Origin of the sequence: Actinomadura sp. 9N407, from assembly GCF_044326315.1 — a bacterium.
In the GTDB taxonomy this organism is placed as follows: domain Bacteria; phylum Actinomycetota; class Actinomycetes; order Streptosporangiales; family Streptosporangiaceae; genus Spirillospora.
The window spans coordinates 59,265-79,592 of the sequence record NZ_JBIRAW010000008.1 but is presented as its reverse complement, the minus strand read 5'-3'; the positions used below and the strand labels follow the sequence as shown (position 1 = coordinate 79,592).

The following is a 20,328-nucleotide window of genomic DNA, read 5'->3' as shown; positions in this document are numbered from 1 at the left end:
AGGGTGGTCATCTCCCGGCCTTGTGGCGCGCGACGACGCCGGCGGCCAGTTCCGCCCCCTTGAACGCGCCGGAACGGACCCGGCCCGCGAGGGTACGGGCGACGATCCGGTCGGTCACCGCGGGCAGGTGGCGGGCCAGGAAGAACTCGACGGCCCCACGGCGGGTCGTCGGCAGGTCGCGGCGCGGGCGGTTGCCCAGGGCCGCGCGGAGCACGGTACGGACCACGCCTTCCAGCGGCTCGTACTGGCTCATGCCCTCCAGCGAGAGCCCGGCGGCGGCGGTCGAGTCGTGGATGGGGCTCCGTACCGCCGAGGGGTACACGCAGGTCACGTCGACATGGGTGCCGATCTCCAGGCGGAGGGCGTCCGCGTACGCCACGAGCGCGCGCTTGGACGCCCCGTACGCGGCGGCCAGGGGAAGCTGCATGACGGCCATCCGCGAGGTGAGCATGACGACCCGGCCACGGGACGCGACGAGGGCGTCCACGCACGCGGCGGTCACCCGCCAGGTGCCGAGCAGGTTGATGTCGAGCTGGCGGCGCACCTCTTCGCCGGGCGGCAGCTCGGCGGGGGCCGGGCCGCCGATCCCGGCGTTGTTGATGAGCAGGTCGAGCCCGCCCAGCCGGCCGATCGCCTCGGCCACCGCGGCGGGCACGGCGGCGTCGTCGGTGATGTCGCAGGCCAGGACCTCGACCGGGTCGTCCGCGCGGGGCGCCAGGTCCAGCCCGACGACCCGGGCGCCGAGCGCGTCCAGCCGGGCGCAGATCTCCCGGCCGAACGTCCCGGACGCGCCGGTGACGATGACCCGCATGCCGTGCGGGTCGCGAGGGGCGCGGGTGCTCATACGGAGGTCTCCTCAAGGGTGAACGGCCGTCCGCCACGGACGAGCCGGGCCCGGCCGGACGCGGTCTCGCGGGGCAGGTCGGCGACGTACTGGTCGAAGTCGACGCGCATGGCGGGCCGCGCGTTCTCGCCCCACCGCTCGACGGCGGCGCGCAGGGCGCGGGCGACGGCGCGCCGCTGGTCCCGCGCCGGGGGCAGGGCGTAGCCGCCCGAAAGGTACGCGGCGGCCAGCTTGGCCTGGGCCTCCACGACGGGAAGGGCGGCGCCCGTGGACTGCATCAGGCCGACGAAGGCCAGGCTCGGGTCGTCGAGATGGAAGACGCGCTTGTACAGCGGCAGCCGTTCCGGGTCCGGTCCCAGCCATCGCGGGGACAGGAACGGGATGGTCACGCGGTAGCCGGTGGCCCAGACGATCATGTCGACGGGATCGGACGTCCCGTCGGCGAAGACGACCCGTTCCCCGTCGAGCCGGTCGATGCCCGGCCGCGCGGCCACCTCGCCGTGGGTGAGGCGGTGCAGGATCGTGTCGCTGATCGTGGGGTGGTTCTGGAAGAGCCCGCCGGCCGGTGCGGGCAGGCCGTAGCTCTGCGGAGTCCCGACGGCCAGCCGCAGCATGGTCTCGGCGATGCGCTGCCGCAGCCGCCAGGGCAGCGCCGCCAGCGCACCGCCGGCCGCGTCCGAAGGCCGCCCGAACAGGTACTTCGGAACGATGTGGACCCCGTGCCGCGCCGAGAGCAGGACCGGGCCCCTTGCTGTGTACGAGGCGTCCACGGCGATGTCCATGGCGGAGTTGCCCATCCCGACGACGAGTACCCGCCGACCCTGGAAGACCTCGGCGTCGCGGTAGTCGTGGGCGTGCATCTGGGCGCCGTCGAACGTTCCGGGGTACGCGGGCTCCGGGAGGCGCGGGCTCCAGTTGTGCCCGTTGGCGACCACGACCGCGTCATACCGTTCGGCTTCGTCCGGCTCGGTCGTCACCACCCACGAGCGCCCGTCCCGTTCGACGCCCGTGACCGTGGTGTGGAAGCGGATGCGCGGGGTGAGCCCGAACGTCTCGGCATAGTCGGCCAGGTATCCGGCCACGTGGTCGGCCGACGGGTAGTCGGGCCACTCGGCGGGCATCGGGAAGTCGGCGAACTCCGTACGCCCCTTGCTGGTGTTCAGGTGCAGGGAGGCGTAGGCGGGTGACAGCCCGCTGCTGTTGTCCCGGGCCCACAGGCCGCCGGGCCGGTCGCCCTTCTCGTACGTGACGGCCTCGCAGCCGGCGTCGAGCAGGGCCTTGGTGGCGGCGAGGCCGGCCGCTCCTGCGCCGATGACGGCGACACGGCAGGGAGGGGCCATGGTTCTCCTCGGGGTGGTTGTAGCGCTCTCCAAACCGTAGGTGCTGTTCAGCGGCCTGGACATGGCGTACATCACGCCGTTCGGGGGTCGGGTTGTACGCGGCTACAACGGCGGGGCAGCATGGCGGCATGCAATCTGGTGACGACTGGACGGCCGTGGTCGATCTCATCGAACGGGTCGTGGGCGAGGAGGAGCTGCTGCCGTCCGTGATCGCCGGGGTGCGCGCGATGGTCCGGGAGGTCGCGGCGCTGCCGCCGTCCGACATGACCGGGCACACCCGCGCGCTGCTCGTCGCGGCGACCCGTGCGCTGGCGGCCCGGCGCGGTCCCACGGAGGCGGAGCTGTCGTTCGTGGAGGAGCTCGGCGTCACGCGGGCCCGGCAGGGCATACCGATCGAGGCGGTGCTCGCGGCCGTGCACGTCGCCGAGCGCGCGATCTGGTCACGGGCCCGGGATGTGGCCCGTGCCGAAGGGCTCTCGGCCGATCGGCTGCTGGACGCGCGGGAACTGTACGACGACTGGGCCGAGGCCGTACGGGCGAGGCTGATCACGTCCCATCGGGCCACCAGGGCCGGCGGGGACCCGCCGCCCGGCGGCAGGGACGCGGCGATCCTGCGGCGCCTGCTCCAGGGCGGTTCGGCCGCCGCGCTGGCGGTCGCCGAGGCGGGCCTGCCGGTCACCGGCGGGCTCCGGGTACTGGTCGCCCGGCCGGGCGAGGGTGCCGCCGTGCTGGAACGGGCCCTGCGCGAGCACCCGCCGGCGCTGTTCGCGCTCGTGGACGATCTGATGGTCGGTGTACTCCCCCGGGCGCCCTCCGCCCGGGTCTCCGAAGCCGGGTCGGCGGCCGGGACGGCGATCGGGCTCGCCGGCCCGGCCGAGCCCGAGGAGCTGGCACCGGTCCACCGGCTCGCCATCGCCGCCCTGGTTGCAGCCGAGTCCACCGGACGGACCGGCGTGACGCACATCGCCGACGTGGCCTCGCTCGCCGCGATCGCCGGCCGGGCGGACCTGGCCGCGGTCCTCCTCGACCGCCACATGCCCGCCTGGGCCGCGCTCGGCCCGAACGCCGAGCCGGTCGCGCGCGCCGTCGCCGCCTGGCTGGAGGCCGACCGGGACGTGACCGCCGCGGCCGCGGGCCTGTTCGTGCACCCCAACACGGTCCGCAACCGCGTCCAGCGCTTCGCCGAGGTCACCGGGATCGACCCGTACACGACCTTCGGCGCCGTGGACGCCTGGTGGCTCGGCCGTACGTGGCTGGCCCAGGCGGCCTCCAGCCCGGTTCAGCCCATCAGGCGCGAGCCTTCCGCGCCTTCTTCTCCTGCTTCTCGATGAACTCGGTACGGCAGCCCTCGCAGCAGAACCCGTACAGCGTCCCCTCCCACTCCAGGGTCGGCGCGGTGTCCGGGGAGACGAGCATGTCGCACATCGGGTCCTTGAGCGCCCTGCCCTCGGCGTAGGCCTGCTCGAGGGGCTCGTTCATCATCTCGACGAGCGCGGCGGAGGTCTTCGCCTCCCCGCGCACGCCGATGCCCCCTTCGGGAACACCCAGGACGTGCACCTGGACGGCGGCGTCCGGGTCCACGTCCGTGATCAGCTTGGTGAACGCGGTGATGACGTACTCGCTCATGTCCTTGCGCCACGGGCCGGGGGTGTGGACGCGCACCAGGTAAGGGGACGGCCCGTCCCCGTCCAGCAGGCGCTCGCCCCGCACCCACGTCTCCGGCTCGTGCACCACGACATGGAACTGGGACGCGAAGATGTCCGCCGACGCGCCCTCCATCCCTCCCTCGCCTCCGGTCATGGAGCCCAGGAACCCCTGGGCCACCTGCCGGCGCTGGTCGGCGTCGAGTGCGTTCTCAGGTACGAAAAGCTCGATGAACAGCATGCGGGCCACGCTGCCCGCCCGTCCTTGCATCCGGCGCACAGCCGGCTGTCACGGCCGCCACACCCTGTTGACTCGTGGCGGGTTCGCCGTCGACGCCGGGCGATGAGGCGAACACGCCACGAGTCGACGGAAGGGTTACTGCCAGGGGAAGCGGTCGGTGAAGGCGGGCTTCAGGTCGTCCAGCCAGACGGCGTCCGGGTCGTACTTGGCGAAGAACGGCTTGCCGACCAGGTCGGAGTCCCGGCACTGGATGAAGTGCAGGGCGAAGACCTTCTCGCCGAACATGTCGAGCACGCCGTCCACGCAGACCTTGCCGGGCGTGGCCGACATGGAGGGTCCGCGGACCGTACGGGCCAGCCCGGAGACGTTCTTGTAGGCGTCCCGGAAGATGTCGTACGCGCGCGCCAGCGGGACCGCGAAGTAGTCCTGCGGGCCCGTGTCGCGCTCCACGAACATGTAGTACGGGACCATGCCCATCCGGGTCTGGGTACGCCACATGCCGTTCCAGACCTCGGGGTCGTCGTTGATCGTACGGATCAGCGGGGCCTGGGTGCGGATGACGGCGCCGGTGTCGCGGATGCGGCGGACGGCCTCGGTGACGACCAGCGGCTCCATCTCGCGCGGGTGCGTGAAGTGGGCCATGAAGGCCAGGTTCTTGCCCGACTCCACGACCTGCTCGAACAGCCGCAGCATGCCGTCGGCGTCGGGGTCGGTGACGAACTTCTGCGGCCAGTACGCCAGCGACTTGGTGCCGATCCGGATCGACTCCAGCTGCTCCAGCTCCAGCAGCGGCTCGACGTAGCGGCGCAGCACCGACTCGCCCATGATCATGGCGTCGCCGCCGGTGAACAGGACGCTGGTCACCTCGGGATGGGCCAGCAGGTAGTCCCGCAGCTGGTGGGTGTCGTCGCCGGCCATCTTCAGGTCCGGCTCGCCCACGAACTGGGCCCAGCGGAAGCAGTACGTGCAGTACGCGTGGCACGTCTGGCCCTGCTTGGGGAAGTACAGGACGGTCTCGTCGTACTTGTGCTGCAGCCCGGGGATCTTGCCGTCGCCGAAGCTCGGGATGTTGAGCTCCATCTGCCCGGCCGGATGCGGGTTCAGCTTCGCCCGGACGGCGCTCGCGGCGGCGTCGATCTCGGCCTTGGGCGCCTCCCTGCTCAGCAGGTCCGACAGGTGCGCGACGTCCTCGGCCGGGAGCATGTCCGCCATCGGGAAGACCAGCCGGTAGATCGGATCGTCGGGCGCGGCCGACCAGTCGATGAGCTCCTCGAGGACGTAGGCGTTGGTCCGGAACGGCAGGACCGTGGCGACGGCCCGGGTGGCGAGCCGTTCCTGGGGGCCGAGGCCGGCGCGCATCGTCAGCTCGTCGAGGTGCTTCGCCGTGAAGGCGCGGAACTTGCGACCGGTCGATCGCACTGCGGGAGCCGCGTCGTTCACCAGTGTCACGTGTTGGGTCTCCTTGAAGTCGGCGGGAAAACGCACCCTAGGGCACGTGCCCCGGGGCACGCGTCAGCACGGATCGGTACGGACAGTGATCACTACGCACGATGATCGATCAGGCCCAGGCCACCCCCATGGAAGCAGTTGAACCCACTCATCCGCATTTCTACCCTCAAGAGGGTACAAAGAAGCTGGTCAACCACAGACCTGACAAATCCGCGCACGTCCTGTCGGAGCGCCCCGGCCTCCGCCGATCACTCGATGTGAGCCCCGGTGGTCCTATGCTGATGAGCGGTCGACCAGTAAGGGGGCTGGGTGAGCGCGCCAGATCTTCGGGACCGGCCGGGCACGGTCCCCGCGTTCGCGCCGATCCTGGCGGTCATCGCGGCGATCACGTACGCCACGTTCCTGCTCGAGCACTTCCTGAGCCCCGACCTCGACCGCGTCAACGGCTACGTCAGCGAGCTGTCGGCCGCCGACCAGCCGTTCCACCTGGTCTACAGCAGCGGCGACTTCATCACCGGGGTGCTGGCGATCACCGTCGCCGGTACGGCGCTGGTCACGCTGCGGCGGCGGCGCTGGGCGGTGGCCGGGTGGATCTTCCTGGCCCTGTTCGGGCTGTGCGCCATCGGCGACGCGGTGTTCCCGCTGGACTGCGCGCCCAGCCTGGAGACCCGCTGCGCCTTGCTCGAACGCACCGACCGGCTGAGCTTCTCGCACTCGTTCCACGCGGTCACCAGCAGCCTGGTGATCACGTTCGGGGTGGCCGCGCTGCTGTCCCTGTCGATCGCCGCCCGCCGGTACGGCTGGTGGCCCGCGCTGGCCCGCTGGGGCTGGCTGCTGGCGCTGGTGGAGACGGTCGCCGCGCTGAGCACGCTGGTGGCGATGCTGCTGGGCCGGTGGCTGGGCATCATCCAGCGGGTCCAGATCTCCATCCTCTGCCTGGGGCTGCTGGTCATCGCCTGGGCCCTGTACGAGGACCGGCGCCGGGCCCGGGGCTCCACCGGCGGGGCCGCCTCCGTACGAGAGCGGGCACCGCTGTGATCGTGAACGCGGGAGGCGAACTCGTCCACGTGGTCGAGTCGGGACCGGCCGACGGACCTCCGCTGCTGCTCAGCGCCGGTCTCGGCGAGGCCTGGTTCGACTGGGGTCCCACGGCCGATCTGCTGAGCGGCGCCCACCGTGTGATCGCGTACGACCATCCCGGGCTCGGGCTGAGCCCCGCCGCCCAGGTGCCCCCGAGCCTGCGCCGCGACGTGCGGATCCTGGCCGACCTGGCGCAACGCGCCGGTCCCCCGGTGACCGTCCTGGCCCACTCCATGGCCGGCTTCCCCGCCGAGGCGCTGGCCCGCCTGCACCCCGAACTCGTGAACGGCCTGGTGCTCGTCGATCCCAGTTACGAGCGCGATCCCCGTTCGTACCCGCGGCTGTCGGCCGCGTTGCACCCGATCTTCATCGGGGTCGGTGCCGTCCTCGAGAGGACCCGCCTCGCCCGGCTCGCCGGTCCCGCCGCCCGCCGGCTGATCCTGAAGCACACGAGCGACCGGGGCGAGACCGTTCCGGCGAAGGACATCCGGGAGGTGTACGGGCGGGGCACCGTCCTCGGCACGGTGCTCTCCGCGAACTGCGCGTACCGCGAGATGGCCGCCGACCTGGTGGCGCTGCGCGAGCGCAGGCCGTTCCCGGACCTCCCGCTGATCGTCCTCACCGCCCTCGGCGACGTCGGGGACGCCGATCGCGCCCGCGATTGGGCCGAGGGGCACCGCAGGCTCGCCGCGATGAGCCCGCGAGGCCGCCAGATCGAGCTGACCGGGACCAAGCACATGATCCAGCTCGACCGCCCGGACGCCGTCGCCGACGCGGTCGCCGAGGTCCTCTCGTGAACGGGCCGCACGTGGCCTGGGTGCGCGTGAACGGGCCGGGCGTGAAGCGGGTGCGCGCCGTCGCGCTCGCCGTGCTGCTGACCTTCTCGCTGAGCGGTTGCGAACTGATGCAGCGCATTTCCGAGGGCGCCTACCGCAACGCGGTCGCCGACGGCACCAGCGCCGAACTGGCCGAACGCGGCGTCCGGATGGACCGCCGCCCCGATTGCGTGACCCCGGACACCGGCTCCGACGCCGTGGTGAGGATCACCTGTACGGGCCGTACGACCACGGGCGCCCGCGTCGAGGTGACCGGCGGCGCCGACCGCGCCGACACCGACCACCCGCGCGAGTCGTACGTGATCACGGTGGACGGCAAGGAGGTCCTCCGGACGGGCTGCCTGGGCGTCTCCTGCCACGAACCGTCCTGACCAGAACTTCCTGAACAGGCCGCCACCGCCACGGCCAACGATGGCCCATGAGCAGGAAAAACCCTGGCCGTACGCGGCATATGCCCCGTCCTCGCGGCGACGTTACGGCTGTGAAGATCACCCGCGTGAGGGGCATCGCCCTCGGCCTGGCCGGCCTCGCCGTCATCGGCGTCGTCGCGGCCATCGCCTTCGTGACGCTGACCGATTCCAAGGAGCTGCGCTACCCGACCCAGTCGGCGCTGCGCGACGCACTCGGAACCACCGCCACCGCCGAGCTGAGCAGCCGCGGCATCGCCCTGCGCAAGGGGCTGACCTGCCAGGACCTGCCCGGCTGGACCAAGCTCAAGCTGCGCGCCGGCTGCACCGGCAGTACCGCCGACGAGAAGCCGGTCCAGGTCATCGGCACCGGCGAGGACGAGACGAGCGAGCACCACTACACGATCCTGGTCGACGGCCGCCCGGTCGTGGAGAACGCCCGCTGCCTCGGCGCCGACTGCGAGAAGAAGGCCGGCTGACCCGGACGGCCAGGAGCCGGTCCGGCCCGTACGGCGCGGAACCGGTACGACCCGGAACCGGTGCAGGGACGGGGACCGCCTACGATGCGGTGAGCTGCATTTCTGCGGCCCTCCCCGGCCTTACACCCTCCTGGAGTCGCCATGACCGGCACGGGCGAACCGCGCCCGGCGCCGGAGCGCCCCGCGCCCATCGCCGTCGACACCATGGGCGGCGACCATGCCCCCGAGGAGATCATCGCGGGCGCGGTGGCCGCCGTACGGGAGCACGGTGTACGGCTGGTGCTGGTCGGGCAGGCGCCCCGGATCCGGCGGGAGCTGGACCGGCACGGGATCATCGGCGAGATCCCCATCGTGCACGCCGACGAGGCCCTGGACATGGGCGAGGGCGCGCTGGCGAGCTGGCGCAAGCCCCGCTCGTCGGTCGCGATCGCCTGCCATCTGATCAAGCAGGGCCGTGCCTCGGCACTGGTGTCGGCGGGCACCACCGCCGGCGTGGTCGCCACCGCGCGGCTGCGGCTCAAGGGGCAGCAGGGCGTGATGCGCCCGGCGATCGCGGTGACATTGCCCACCCGGCCGCGCCCGACCGTCCTGCTCGACTCGGGTGCCACCGCCGACGTCAAGCCCGAGACGCTCGTCCAGTTCGCCGCCGTGGGCACCGCGTACGCGCAGATCCTGCTGGACCTGCCGCGCCCCCGCGTGGGGCTGCTCAGCATCGGGACCGAGGCGGGCAAGGGCAACAAGGTCACCAAGCGCGCGTACGAACTGCTGGCGGGCGGGCAGCACGGGATCGAGTTCGCCGGGAACGTGGAGGGCCACGACCTGCTGGCGGGCACGGTCGATGTCGTCGTCACCGACGGCTTCACCGGGAACGTGGCGCTGAAGACCATGGAGGGCACCGTACGGATGGCCCTCGGGGAGCTGCGCGAGGCGATGTCGGGCAGCGCCACGGCGCGGTTCGGGTCGCTGCTCCAGCGCCGCCGCCTGCTGGAGCTCCGGGACCGGCTCGACTCGGAGACCTACGGCGGCGGCGTGCTGCTCGGGCTGAACGGCACCGTCGTCATCGCGCACGGGGCGTCCCGCGCCCGCGCGATCACCTCGGCCTGCCTGCTCGCGCACGACCTGGCGATGGGCCGCATCATCGACCGGATCCGCGAGCAGATCGCCGCCACCCGTACCCCGTCCAGGCTCGGCCGGCTCCGGCACGGCGACCGCGACTCCGACAAGACCGAGAAGGCCGACAGGGCCGAGAAGACCGACAAAGGCGAGAGGAAGGTCGCCGAGAAGCCGGACGAGGCCCCGCCCGGAGCCGAGACCGCGCCCGAGACCCGGGTCGAGGCCGTGGAGGCGCAGGAAGAGCGGTCCGTCGATACCGATCTTTAGGTTTAATGGTTACCAGGGCTGCCACCCGGCGCCGATAACCTTGGGCCATGCCCGATCCGCAACTCGTCATCGCCGCCCGGGTCCGGGCCGCGCTCAGCGCCGCCTTCGGACCCTCGTACGCGGACACCGACCCGGTCATCCGGCCGTCGCAGTTCGCCGACCTTCAGGCCAATGTGGCACTGCCGCTGGCCAAGAAGCTGGGCCGAAAGCCGCGAGACGTGGCGAGCGAGATCGTCGCCAACCTGGACGTGACCGACCTGGCGACGGGCGTCGAGGTCAGCGGGCCCGGCTTCATCAACCTGACGTTCAGGGACGAGTGGATCGCCGGGCAGGCCCTGGAGGTACTGGCCGGCGAGCGGCTCGCGGTGCCGGTCACCGAGGCGCGGCAGAAGGTCGTCGTCGAGTACTCCTCGCCCAACGTGGCCAAGGAGATGCACGTCGGGCACCTGCGGACCACGATCGTGGGCGACGCGATCGCCCGGATCCTGGAGTTCCTCGGGCACGAGGTCGTCCGCGACAACCACGTCGGTGACTGGGGCACGCCGTTCGGCATGCTCATCGAGCACCTGATCGACCTGGGCGAGGACGCCGCCGCCCGGGACGACTCCTCGGTCAGCGACCTGACCGCGTTCTACCAGGCCGCGCGGCAGAAGTTCGACTCCGACGAGGAGTTCGCCGGGCGGTCCCGGCAGCGGGTGGTGAAGCTGCAGGCCGGCGACGCCGAGACGCTGCGGCTCTGGCAGGTGCTCGTCGACGTCTCCAAGCGGTACTTCAACACCGTGTACGAGCGGCTCGGCATCACGCTCACCGACGACGACATCAAGGGCGAGAGCTTCTACAACGAGCAGCTCGCCCCGACCGTCCAGGAGCTCGAGGACAAGGGCATCGCGACGATCAGCGACGGCGCGCTGTGCGCGTTCCCGCCCGGGTTCGCCGGCCGGGAGGGCGAGCCGCTGCCCGTGATCATCCGCAAGAGCGACGGCGGCTACAACTACTCCACCAGCGATCTGGCCACCGTCCGGTACCGGGTCGACACCGAGCGGGTCGACCGGATGATCTACGTGGTCGGCACCCCGCAGTCGCTGCACTTCCGGATGGTGTTCGCGGTGGCCCGGATGGCGGGCTGGCTGGGCGGCGACGTCCAGGCCGAGCACGCCGAGATCGGCAACGTGCTGGGCACCGACGGCAAGATCCTGCGCACCCGGGCGGGCGGCACGGTCAAGCTCGCCGAACTGCTGGACGAGGCCGTCGAGCGGGCCGGCGTGGAGTACGACGCGATCACGCACGACGAGACGTTCGACGCGGCCACCCGGGCCGCGATCGTCGAGGCGGTCGGGATCGGCGCGGTCAAGTACGCCGACCTGTCGGTGGCGCGCGACAGCGAGTACATCTTCGACTTCGACCGGATGATCGCGTTCAAGGGCAACACCGGCCCGTACCTGCAGTACGCCGCGGCCCGGATCCGGTCGATCTTCCGCAAGGGCGGGCTGTCGCCCGAGGCGGCCACCGGCCCGATCGTGCTCGGGCACGCGGCCGAGCGCGCGCTGGCACTGCACCTGCTGAGCTTCGGCGCGGCGCTGGAGCAGGCCGCCGCGAACGCCGAGCCGCACCGGCTGGCGAGCTACATCTTCGAGCTCGCCTCGGCGTACACGGCGTTCTACGAGAACTGCCCCGTGCTGAAGGCTCCGGACGAGGAGACCAAGGCGTCGCGGCTGGCGCTGTGCGCGGCCACGCTGCGCACCCTGGTCACCGGCCTGAAGCTGCTCGGGGTTCCCACGCCCGAGCGCATGTAGCCCGCGCTCGAGCGCGTGTAGCCCGTACTCCGTTGTGGACGGCTACTGGAGGTAACCCTCCACCTGATCGGGCGGACGGACCTCGGCCGCGCCGGGGTCCTCCCCCGCCAGGCTGCGTGCCCGGCGCTGCCGGAGCAGGTCCCAGCACTGGTCCAGGGCCACCTCCAGCTCCCGCAGGCGGCGGCGCTCCTCCTCCCCCGCCAGCTCGCCACGCCGGTGCCGCTCGCGCAGCTCCTGCTCGTCGTTCACGAACTCGCTGATCCGCGCAAGGATCTGCTGGTCGTCGTTCTGCTGCCTGGTCACTCCGGACCTCCGCCGAATCGTGGGCATGTCCGGCGAAGCCCCCTCCCCGCATTGCACGGGAAGGGGCCTCGCCGCCGGACACCGGCCTCAGCCGCCCTGGGTACCCCGGGCGGTGCCCGCGAGGAGCCCGCCTTCGGTACGTGGCCGCTGACCCATCGAGCCTACGTCGGTCTTGGGCTCGACCATCGCCGGCGGCCTGGTCGCCGGAGTGGCGGTCCGCCCGGCCGTGGTGCGGCCGGTCGCCGTCCGCGCGGCCGTGGTGCGGCCCGTGGTGGTACGGCCCGTGGTGGTACGGCCTGCCGTCGTGCGGCCGCTCGTCGTCCTCGTGGTGGACCGGGTGGTCCGCGGTCGCGTCGTCTTTGCAGCTGATCCGGATGTCGAGGACGACGACGACCTCCTTCCGTTCGACGGCGTCTTGCGCGCCGTACCCGAGGACGAGGTGGCGGTCTTGCGCGCCGCCGTCGCCCTGGGCTTGGCCGTACGGGACGTGGTCGTCGACTTCGACGTCGTGGACTTCGACCGGCTGGACGCCGGTGAGGTCTTGCGCGTCCCCGTACTGCGCGAGCTCGTACTACGCGTACCCGTGCCGCGCGTACCGGTGCTGCGCGAAGTCGTGCTCCGCGTGCCCGTGCTCCGTGCGGCCGAACTGCGCGTACCCGTGCCCGTGCTCTTGGACGTGGCCTTGGCGGACGTGGTGATGGCCTTCGCCGCGGCGTTCATCGCCTTGGACGCGTCGGTCATCGCCTTGGTCGCCGTGGTCATCGCCTTGTTCATGGCGGTCATCGACTTGGCCGACGCCGTCGCCTTGGTGGCCACCGACTTCATCTTGGTGGCCGCCGACTTGGCCTCGGTCGCCGCCTTGTTGACCTTGGTCGCCGCCGCCTTGGAACTCCGGCTCGCGGCCGCGCTCGTCGTACCGGTACCGGTGCTCTTGCGCGCGGTGCTCGCCGTGCTCTTGCGTGCCGTACCTCCCGTGCTCTTGCTCGTCGTGCTCTTGCGCGCGGTGGTACCGCGCTTGGCCGTGGTGCCCGAGGACTTGGACGCGGTGCCCGTGGTCCTGCGTGCGGTCGTGGTCCGTCCCGCCGTGCTCTTCGACGCGGCGCTGGTGCGCTTGGCCGGAGTGCTCTTGGCGGCGGTGGACCGTTTGGCGTTGGTCGTCTTGCGTGTTGTCGTCTTGGTAGGCACTGATCTACCCCCCGTGATGATCAGCTACGGGGAGTTCTATTCCACAGAAAGTGACGCTCTACACACACTCCGCCGATCCAGGGATCAGACGCCCACCGGATGCCACACGGTCTTGGTCTCCAGAAACGCGGTCATCCGGGCCGTTCCGGGCTCCCGCGACCAGTCGCTCCCGGCCGGACGGAGCACGCGTTTGAGGTTGCCGGCGGCGGCCTCCTCGAGCTCCTTCACACGGTCCTCGGACGCGCCCGCGAGGTCGAGCGCGTTCACGTCCATGTGTGACGCGAGCCACGGCGCCAGCTCGTCCCGGCGCCCGGTGAGAACGTTCACGACGCCACCCGGAAGGTCGGACGTCGCCAGCACTTCGGCAAGCGTGATGGCGACCAGCGGCATCGGCTCGGACGCGACCACGACGGACGTGTTGCCCGACACGATCGCGGGCGCCACCACGGACACCAGCCCGAGCAGCGGCGAGTCCGGCGCGACGATCCCGACGACCCCGGTCGGCTCCGGCGTCGAGAAGTTGAAGAACGGCCCCGAGACCGGATTGGCCGAACCCAGCACGGCGCCCAGCTTGTCGGCCCATCCCGCGTACCAGACCCACCGGTCGACGGCCTCGTCCACCTCGGCCGCCGCCGCGCCCTTGCTCAGCCCGGCGGCCCGCAGCTCCTCGGCGAACTGCGCGCGCCGTCCCTCCAGCATCTCGGCGATCCGGTAGAGGATCTGGCCGCGGTTGTACGGGGTCCGCCCCGCCCAGCCGCCCGATGCCTTGCGCGCGGCCGTGACCGCGTCCCGTACGTCCTTGCGGGAGGCCTGGGAGGCATTGGCCAGGAAGCGGCCCTTGGCGTCGTTCACCGTGTACGACCTGCCGGACTCGGAACGGGGAAACGCGCCCCCGATGAACAGCTTGTACGTCTTCCGCACCACAAGCCGGGACTCAGTACTCAAGATAAGCCTCCAGACCGTGCCGGCCGCCCTCGCGGCCGAAGCCCGACTCCTTGTAGCCGCCGAACGGCGACGCGGGGTCGAACTTGTTGAACGTGTTGGCCCAGACCACGCCCGCGCGCAGCCGTTCGGCCATCCACAGGATGCGCGAGCCCTTCTCGGTCCACACCCCGGCGGACAGCCCGTACGGGGTGTTGTTGGCCTTCTCGACGGCCTCGGCGGGCGTCCGGAAGGTCAGCACCGACAGCACCGGCCCGAAGATCTCCTCGCGGGCGATCCGGTGCGACTGCGCCACGTCCGTGAACACCGTCGGCGCGAACCAGAACCCGCGCTGCGGCAGCTCGCAGGGCGGCGACCAGCGCTGGGCGCCCTCCAGCTCGCCGATCTCCGACAGGGCACGGATCCGTTCGAGCTGCTCGGCGGAGTTGATGGCGCCGATGTCGGTGTTCTTGTCGAGCGGGTCGCCGACGCGCAGCGTGGCCATCCGCGCCTTGAGCCGGTCGAGCAGTTCCTCGGCCACCGACTCCTGCGCCAGCAGCCGCGATCCGGCACAGCAGACGTGGCCCTGGTTGAAGAAGATCCCGTTGACGATCCCCTCGACGGCCTGGTCCAGCGGGGCGTCGTCGAAGATCACGTTGGCGGCCTTGCCGCCCAGCTCCAGTGTCAGGCGCTTGCGCGTACCGGCGACGCTGCGCGCGATCTGCCGGCCGACGTCCGTCGAGCCGGTGAACGCGACCTTGTCGACGCCCTCGTGCTCCACCAGCAGCCGGCCCGTTTCGCCCGCACCGGTGATGATGTTGACCACGCCCGGCGGCAGCTCGGCCTGCCGGCAGATCTCGGCGAACGCCAGCGCGGTCAGCGGGGTCGTCTCGGCGGGCTTGAGCACCACCGTGTTGCCGCAGGCCAGCGCCGGGGCGATCTTCCAGGCCAGCATCATCAGCGGGAAGTTCCACGGGATGACCTGCGCGGCGACGCCGATCGGCCGCGGGTCGGACCCGAAGCCCGCGTGACCGAGCTTGTCGGCCCAGCCCGCGTAGTAGAAGAAGTGGGCGGCGACCAGCGGCAGGTCCACGTCCCGCGACTCGCGGATCGGCTTGCCGTTGTCGATCGACTCCAGCACCGCCAGCTCCCGCGAGCGCTCCTGGATGATCCGGGCGATCCGGTACAGGTACTTGGCCCGCTCCCGGCCCGGCATCGGGCCCCAGACCTTGTCGTACGCGGCGCGCGCGGCGGCCACGGCCCGGTCCACGTCGGCCGCACCGGCCTCGGTGATCTCGGCCAGGGTCTCCTCGGTCGCCGGATCGATGGTCTTGGTGCTCTCCCCGCCCGTCCCGTCGACCCACTCGCCGTTGATGAACAGGCCGTACGCGGGCCTGATGTCGACGACGCCGCGGGGCTCGGGCGCCGGCGCGTACGCGAAGATCTTCTCGGTCATCCGGTCAGTCCAAAGTGAAGTAGTCGGGGCCGGAGTAGACGCCGGTGGCGAGCTTGCGGCGCTGCATCAGCAGGTCGTTGAGCAGGCTGGACGCGCCGAGCCTGAACCATTCCGGGCTGAGCCAGTCGGGCCCGGCCGTCTCGTTCACCAGCACCAGGTACTTGATCGCGTCCTTGGTGGTACGGATCCCGCCGGCGGGCTTGACCCCGACCTGGCGCCCCGTACGGTCGCGGAAGTCGCGGACCGCCTCCAGCATGACCAGCGTGACCGGCAGCGTCGCGGCGGGCGCGACCTTGCCGGTGGAGGTCTTGATGAAGTCGGCGCCGGCCCGCATCGCCAGCCAGGACGCGCGCCGCACGTTGTCGTAGGTGACCAGCTCGCCGGTCTCGAAGATGACCTTCAGATGGGCGTCCCCGCAGGTCTGCTTGACCGCGACGATCTCCTCGTACACCTTCACGTAGTCCCCGGCCAGGAACGCGCCGCGGTCGATCACCATGTCGATCTCGCTCGCCCCCGCGGCCACGGCCGCGGCCGTATCGGCCAGCCGCGCCTCCAGCGGCGCCCGCCCGGACGGGAACGACGTCGCCACGCTCGCCACCCCGATCCCGGTCCCCTTCAGCGCCTCCACGGCGACGCCCACGAGGTCGGGATAGACGCAGATCGCCGCGACCCTGGGCACGTCCGGCTCGCCCGGATCGGGCTGGGCGCCCTTGGCGCACAGCGCCCTGACCTTGCCGGGGGTATCGGCGCCCTCCAGGGTGGTCAGGTCCACCATGGAGATCGCCAGATCGATGGCCTGGGCCTTGGCCGTGGTCTTGATGGACCGGGTCGCCAGGCGGGCCGCCCGTTCCTCGGCACCGACCTGATCGACGCCGGGCAGCCCATGCAGGAAGGCGCGCAGCTCCGCCGCTCCGCCCACCCCGTTCAGAGTCTCCATTGACACGCCCCCAGCATCGCCCACACGTGCCCCCGGCACCAAACGACAGGTCAGTGGGGGAACTGGTGGGGTGGGCGTGATTTCTTCAGGTCGTGTCTGAAGTCCTCGATGATGGAACTGATCTGGCGCATCAGGACGGTCTTCTCCAGGCGTTCCAGGTAGAGGGAGCGGCGGGCCAGGCCGTCCAGATCCACGGTGAAGTACATCGCCATCAGCGGGTTGATGAACAGCTCGCCGCCCCGGGTGCGTTCGGTGAATCGTACGTCGCCGAATTCGCCCCGGAGGGCGGCGGCGATCGAGCCGTTCACGATGCTGGGGTGGTCCGGGGTCTGCGCCTGGGCGTACGCCACCGCGTCCAGATAGAGGGCACCTTCCTTGCTGTCGCGCGGAATCGAGAACGCACCCAGATAGGCGCCTTCGGAATCCAGGGCCGCGAGGTTCTCCAGCACATGGGAGTGGTTGACACCGTGGAAAGCGTCCACGCCGAAGCCCAGGCACACGACGAGCTTCTGCGGTACGTCGAGGCCATGTACGGCCGCGAGGCTCGCCATGTCCTCCTCAGGCGTTCCCAGGCCATGCTCGTCCCCGCGCATGAGGATGTCGGTGCCGCCGTCCACCAGGACCACGGCATCGATGGCGAGCCGTTCCACCAGGAAGCGGTAGGCGTCCCTGAGCGGCCGTACCCCCACTCTCGCGAACGCGTACACGGTTGAGGGCTGCTTGTGCCGTTCCAGCCAACGGGCCAGGACGCCCTCGGGGAAGTACGGATCGCGCGCCTGGGTATCGGGCTCGATCCTGGCGACGTCCTGTTCCCACCAGACCTCGCTGCCCAGGCCGTAGAGGTGGCTGAACGACAGGTTGGCCAGATGCACCTCCTTGCCCTGCTCTCGTAGCGCCAGCGCGAGAGGCAGGCCCGCGAACACGTCGAACCCGCCGCCCGCCCCTGCGATCAGGATCCGTTCCGCCTTTTTCAGGCGAGCGAACAGGGGCGGTTCGTGAAGGGAGAACATCCCGCGACTCTAATAAGGCGAGGGGCCGCCGAACATCTCACTTAGCCGGGGTGCGAGTTCCACGTCGCCGCTCAGGTTCAACCGGCCGTCCATGAGCAGCACGGCCGGGTTGGTGTGGCCCGACAGGGTTCGCAGGAAGTCGGCCGTGCCCGTACTGACCGTGAGGACGGGATTTCGCGCCCCTCCTGCGCGGGCACGGGCCCGTCCGTTCCGGACCTCGATCGTCCAGGGCGTGACGACCCCTGAACGTGACAGCCGGAATTCCAGCTCGCCCTCGAACCCGCCGGCCGCATCCGCGTCGTACGCCCGGGCCATTCCGGCGAAGAAAACGCGTTGGGCGCCGGGTCCGAAACGCCGCTCCAGTTGCGCGTCCGAACGTCCGCCCACCATGCGGTAGAGGCCCTGCCGTACGCGGCGCTGCCCGGCAGTGCGCACCTCGTCCCGCAGCGGGCGCCCGGCCCGCGAGCCTCGCCTTGCCCGCGCGACCTCGGCGTCCTCGTCGATGCGGTACCCGGACGCCAGTTTTCGGGCCGGGGCCCGGCGGGCGAGTGCGGCCTCGATCGCGGGCGCCAGCCGTTCGGCCTTGGCTGCCTCGCGCTCCTCGCGTCCCTCGGTGAACTGCGGGAGAACGTCGCGTCCGAACAGTTCCAGCGCCTCGCAGATGTGCTCGTGCCGGTTGGGCCCGGCCTGGAGGACGAACGAGATCTGGTCCACGCCGACCGCCTCGTACCGACGGATGAGGTCCGCGACCTGGCCCGGCGTCCCTACGGCACCGCGCAGCGAGCCGATATTGACGTTCAGGGATTCGGCGTTGGCGATGATCTGCTCGCGGGAGAATCCCCGTGCCGCCCGCCGCTCCTCGAAGTGCTTCCATACGTCGGTACGGCCGGGATCGTGCGGCGTCGTCCCGTAGTAGTGCGCCAGCGCGAACCCGAAGAAATGCGCCCCGTCGATCCCGCGATCGATGGCCGTCTCCTCGTCCTCGTGCAGCATCATCGGCAGCACCACGGCGACGTTCGGATTGACCGCGAACCCTGCGGGAACGCATTCCTCCGAGGCCAGCAGCCGGTAGTACTCGTCGACCCACCTGCCCGCGTCCTCGGGCTCGATGAACGAGAACGCGAGGGCGCCGATCCCGTTCCGCGCCGCGAACTCGATCGTCTCGCGCCGCGAGCAGGCGACCCACAACGGCGGGTGCGGCTTCTGGACGGTCTTGGGGATGACGTTGCGCGGCGGCATCCGGAAATGCCGCGAGTCCCATCCCGCGAACGGCTCCTCCACGAACATCCGGGTGATGACGTCGATCGCGTCCTGCCACTGCGCCCGCTTGTCGGTACGCCGCACCCCGAACCCGCCCAGCTCCGCCGAGGAACTGGCCTCGCCCGTACCGAAGTCGACCCGCCCGCCCGACACCAGGTCCAGCGTCGCGATCCGTTCGGCGATCCGGGCCGGATGGTTGACCTGCGGCGGCAGCTGGACGATCCCGTGCCCGAGCCTGATCCGTTCCGTACGCTGCGACGCCGCCGCCAGGAACACCTCAGGCGCCGACGAATGGCTGTACTCCTCCAGGAAGTGATGTTCGACCTCCCAGACGTAGTCGAGGCCGATCCGGTCCGCGATCTCGATCTGGTCCAGCGCGTCCCGGTAGAGCCGCTGCTCGGCCCCCTCGTCCCACGGCCTCGGCAGCTGGTGCTCATAGAAGACGGAGAAACGAATCTCGATCACCTCCGCACACGCCGGCCCGGCGAAGGCCCCTGCCCACCTGGCCGTACGCGGCCAGCGTCCCCCTGGACTGGACGACGCGTCAATAGGTGGCGGCCGGCCCCACAGGACGGCCGGCTACTTGCGTCGGTCGTAGGAGGCGGCGGTGAACGCCTCGAAGTCGGGCACCTTGTCCTCGTCCTCGTCCTCGCTGTTGGGGAAGCCGAACTTTTCATGGTCGCCGATGAGCAGCGCGTAGACCACCTCGGCCAGGCCGCAGGTCAGTGGCGGGCCCTGGTCGTTGTGCCGGGGCCAGAAGATCAGCGGCCAGGACTCCGGGTCCGGACCCTCGGTGAGCCAGCCCAGATAGTCCCCGTGCACGGTGTCGGCGACCGCCAGGAAACCGCCCGGCTCCGGCCACACCGGAAGGGCGAACTCCTCCGGCCAATCGTCGCGCAGCGTGCGATACGCGTAGGCGGCATGTGCGGAGCTCGCCGGCATGCCACCCGGTCCCTGTCGACCCGGCGGGTTGAACCGCAGCCAGCCCGCCCATATCCCGGCGCCGTAGTGGCCGATCAGATCCACGTATTCGTTCGGCAGCCGGGTGCCCACTTCCGTGAAGACCGCTTCCCAGTCGCGTTCACCGACATAGGGGGCCTCGGGCGGTGGGACCCGGCTCAGGAGAGTGTTCAACGCAGAATCGACCATGCCGGAGATTATGGCGATCACCCATGACAAATGTCCCCGTTTCCCGCGCAGCGGCACCGAAGATCCCTGGCCGACTCCGACAGGACGGCGTTCCACGAGCACCACTCCGTCCCGATGCGCCGTCCAGACGTACGACGGGGCCCGCAGCCCCATCGCGGCACCGCCCCGACCTGCGACTTCACTGGCCAGGGGCACGACGCCGGCCCCTGTTCAGCACAGCCGCCCGTGATCACCCTTTCCCTTGCCAGGGCTACATTGCCTCAATGAGTCAAGACGCCCAGCGCCTCGGCGAGCTCTATCCGGAACTGGTCGGCGAGCTCGTCGACCTGCTCCGCGCGGAAGGCGAGGACGGACTCGCCTCGTCGGTCCCCTTCCTCCGGTTCATCGAGTGGTGTCCCTGCTCGGACGACTTCTGCAAGAGCTTCTACTCGGCTCCGCCGCCCCCGGGCGCTTACGGAACCGGGCATCGCTGCGTTCCCCTGCTGCCGGACGAAGGGATGATCGTGTTGGACGTGGTCCACGATGAGATCACGTTCGTCGAGATCCTCGACCGCGCTTCCCTGAGCTGACCACGCCCAAAGTCCACCGGCCGCGCCGCCTCCCGCCGTCAGCAAC

Annotated in this window: 19 protein-coding genes and 1 pseudogene; 8 read left to right on the top strand and 12 right to left on the bottom strand. The window is 71.0% G+C overall.

Annotation, left to right across the window (positions count from 1 at the left end; genetic code table 11):
• Positions 1–7: 7 nt before the first annotated feature.
• Positions 8–844: an SDR family NAD(P)-dependent oxidoreductase gene (locus tag ACH34Q_RS14630; RefSeq protein ID WP_395983438.1), complete on the bottom strand. Its 837-nt coding sequence runs from the start codon at positions 842–844 to the stop codon at positions 8–10.
• On the bottom strand, positions 841–2,184 hold the full coding sequence (locus tag ACH34Q_RS14625) for a flavin-containing monooxygenase (RefSeq protein ID WP_395983436.1): 1,344 nt from the start codon (positions 2,182–2,184) through the stop codon (positions 841–843). The genes ACH34Q_RS14630 and ACH34Q_RS14625 overlap by 4 nt, the downstream gene beginning before the upstream one ends.
• A gap of 128 nt (positions 2,185–2,312) precedes the next feature.
• Between ACH34Q_RS14625 and ACH34Q_RS14620 the strand changes: the two genes are divergently transcribed.
• Entirely contained in the window at positions 2,313–3,515 is a 1,203-nt protein-coding gene (locus tag ACH34Q_RS14620; RefSeq protein WP_395983435.1) for a helix-turn-helix domain-containing protein, read from the top strand.
• On the opposite strand, the gene ACH34Q_RS14615 is transcribed toward ACH34Q_RS14620, so the two are convergent.
• Both ACH34Q_RS14615 and ACH34Q_RS14610 read right to left on the bottom strand, forming a co-directional pair.
• Entirely contained in the window at positions 3,472–4,068 is a 597-nt protein-coding gene (locus ACH34Q_RS14615; RefSeq protein WP_395983434.1) for a YHS domain-containing protein, read from the bottom strand. The two genes, ACH34Q_RS14620 and ACH34Q_RS14615, sit on opposite strands and share 44 nt — an antisense overlap.
• 135 nt (positions 4,069–4,203) lie before the next feature.
• Complete coding sequence (locus ACH34Q_RS14610) at positions 4,204–5,517, bottom strand: KamA family radical SAM protein (RefSeq protein ID WP_395983433.1); 1,314 nt, start codon at positions 5,515–5,517, stop codon at positions 4,204–4,206.
• 309 nt (positions 5,518–5,826) lie between these two features.
• Between ACH34Q_RS14610 and ACH34Q_RS14605 the strand changes: the two genes are divergently transcribed.
• The 6 genes and pseudogenes from ACH34Q_RS14605 to argS all read left to right on the top strand — a co-directional run bounded on the left by ACH34Q_RS14605 (position 5,827) and on the right by argS (position 11,492).
• Positions 5,827–6,555: a DUF998 domain-containing protein gene (locus ACH34Q_RS14605; protein ID WP_395983432.1), complete on the top strand. Its 729-nt coding sequence runs from the start codon at positions 5,827–5,829 to the stop codon at positions 6,553–6,555.
• 2 nt (positions 6,556–6,557) lie between these two features.
• Positions 6,558–7,394, top strand: a complete 837-nt coding sequence (locus ACH34Q_RS14600; protein WP_395983431.1) for an alpha/beta fold hydrolase — start codon at positions 6,558–6,560, stop codon at positions 7,392–7,394.
• Complete coding sequence (locus ACH34Q_RS14595; RefSeq protein ID WP_395983430.1) at positions 7,391–7,804, top strand: hypothetical protein; 414 nt, start codon at positions 7,391–7,393, stop codon at positions 7,802–7,804. The genes ACH34Q_RS14600 and ACH34Q_RS14595 overlap by 4 nt, the downstream gene beginning before the upstream one ends.
• 110 nt (positions 7,805–7,914) lie before the next feature.
• Positions 7,915–8,319 (top strand): hypothetical protein, encoded by a 405-nt coding sequence (locus ACH34Q_RS14590; RefSeq protein ID WP_395983429.1) that lies wholly within the window; start codon positions 7,915–7,917, stop codon positions 8,317–8,319.
• 141 nt (positions 8,320–8,460) lie between these two features.
• Positions 8,461–9,516 (top strand): annotated as a pseudogene (gene plsX / locus ACH34Q_RS14585) (phosphate acyltransferase PlsX); the annotation flags it as partial.
• A gap of 230 nt (positions 9,517–9,746) precedes the next feature.
• Positions 9,747–11,492: an arginine--tRNA ligase gene (gene argS, locus ACH34Q_RS14580; protein WP_395983428.1), complete on the top strand. Its 1,746-nt coding sequence runs from the start codon at positions 9,747–9,749 to the stop codon at positions 11,490–11,492.
• Between the two features lie 42 nt (positions 11,493–11,534).
• Here argS and ACH34Q_RS14575 read toward each other — a convergent pair whose 3' ends face one another.
• From ACH34Q_RS14575 to ACH34Q_RS14540, 8 genes are all read right to left on the bottom strand, one after another.
• Positions 11,535–11,795 (bottom strand): DUF2630 family protein, encoded by a 261-nt coding sequence (locus tag ACH34Q_RS14575; RefSeq protein ID WP_395983427.1) that lies wholly within the window; start codon positions 11,793–11,795, stop codon positions 11,535–11,537.
• An 87-nt stretch (positions 11,796–11,882) separates the two neighbouring features.
• Positions 11,883–12,980 (bottom strand): hypothetical protein, encoded by a 1,098-nt coding sequence (locus ACH34Q_RS14570; RefSeq protein WP_395983426.1) that lies wholly within the window; start codon positions 12,978–12,980, stop codon positions 11,883–11,885.
• 84 nt (positions 12,981–13,064) lie between these two features.
• Positions 13,065–13,925, bottom strand: coding sequence for an aldehyde dehydrogenase family protein (locus tag ACH34Q_RS14565; protein WP_395983425.1), 861 nt, complete (start codon positions 13,923–13,925; stop codon positions 13,065–13,067).
• On the bottom strand, positions 13,915–15,357 hold the full coding sequence (locus ACH34Q_RS14560; RefSeq protein WP_395983424.1) for an aldehyde dehydrogenase family protein: 1,443 nt from the start codon (positions 15,355–15,357) through the stop codon (positions 13,915–13,917). The genes ACH34Q_RS14565 and ACH34Q_RS14560 overlap by 11 nt, the downstream gene beginning before the upstream one ends.
• Positions 15,358–15,361: 4 nt before the next feature.
• Entirely contained in the window at positions 15,362–16,294 is a 933-nt protein-coding gene (gene deoC / locus ACH34Q_RS14555) for a deoxyribose-phosphate aldolase (protein ID WP_395983705.1), read from the bottom strand.
• A gap of 50 nt (positions 16,295–16,344) precedes the next feature.
• Positions 16,345–17,304 carry a DUF1152 domain-containing protein gene (locus ACH34Q_RS14550; RefSeq protein WP_395983423.1) on the bottom strand — a complete coding sequence of 320 codons (960 nt, stop codon included), beginning with the start codon at positions 17,302–17,304 and terminating at the stop codon, positions 16,345–16,347.
• 9 nt (positions 17,305–17,313) lie between these two features.
• Entirely contained in the window at positions 17,314–19,029 is a 1,716-nt protein-coding gene (locus tag ACH34Q_RS14545; RefSeq protein ID WP_395983422.1) for an LLM class flavin-dependent oxidoreductase, read from the bottom strand.
• Between the two features lie 114 nt (positions 19,030–19,143).
• Complete coding sequence (locus tag ACH34Q_RS14540; protein WP_395983421.1) at positions 19,144–19,713, bottom strand: hypothetical protein; 570 nt, start codon at positions 19,711–19,713, stop codon at positions 19,144–19,146.
• A 263-nt stretch (positions 19,714–19,976) separates the two neighbouring features.
• Here ACH34Q_RS14540 and ACH34Q_RS14535 point away from each other — a divergent pair, with 263 nt between their 5' ends.
• Entirely contained in the window at positions 19,977–20,282 is a 306-nt protein-coding gene (locus tag ACH34Q_RS14535; protein WP_395983420.1) for a hypothetical protein, read from the top strand.
• The last annotated feature ends 46 nt before the right edge of the window (positions 20,283–20,328 follow it).

Excerpts from the sequence above, each read along its gene's own strand:
- ACH34Q_RS14540 (WP_395983421.1), bottom strand. The coding sequence starts at position 19,713 with ATGGTCGATTCTGCGTTGAACACTCTCCTGAGCCGGGTCCCACCGCCC.
- deoC (WP_395983705.1), bottom strand. The coding sequence starts at position 16,294 with ATGGAGACTCTGAACGGGGTGGGCGGAGCGGCGGAGCTGCGCGCCTTC.
- ACH34Q_RS14535 (WP_395983420.1), top strand. The coding sequence starts at position 19,977 with ATGAGTCAAGACGCCCAGCGCCTCGGCGAGCTCTATCCGGAACTGGTC.
- ACH34Q_RS14615 (WP_395983434.1), bottom strand. The coding sequence starts at position 4,068 with ATGCTGTTCATCGAGCTTTTCGTACCTGAGAACGCACTCGACGCCGAC.
- ACH34Q_RS14620 (WP_395983435.1), top strand. The coding sequence starts at position 2,313 with ATGCAATCTGGTGACGACTGGACGGCCGTGGTCGATCTCATCGAACGG.
- ACH34Q_RS14625 (WP_395983436.1), bottom strand. The coding sequence starts at position 2,184 with ATGGCCCCTCCCTGCCGTGTCGCCGTCATCGGCGCAGGAGCGGCCGGC.
- ACH34Q_RS14560 (WP_395983424.1), bottom strand. The coding sequence starts at position 15,357 with ATGACCGAGAAGATCTTCGCGTACGCGCCGGCGCCCGAGCCCCGCGGC.
- ACH34Q_RS14630 (WP_395983438.1), bottom strand. The coding sequence starts at position 844 with ATGAGCACCCGCGCCCCTCGCGACCCGCACGGCATGCGGGTCATCGTC.
- ACH34Q_RS14550 (WP_395983423.1), bottom strand. The coding sequence starts at position 17,304 with ATGTTCTCCCTTCACGAACCGCCCCTGTTCGCTCGCCTGAAAAAGGCG.
- argS (WP_395983428.1), top strand. The coding sequence starts at position 9,747 with ATGCCCGATCCGCAACTCGTCATCGCCGCCCGGGTCCGGGCCGCGCTC.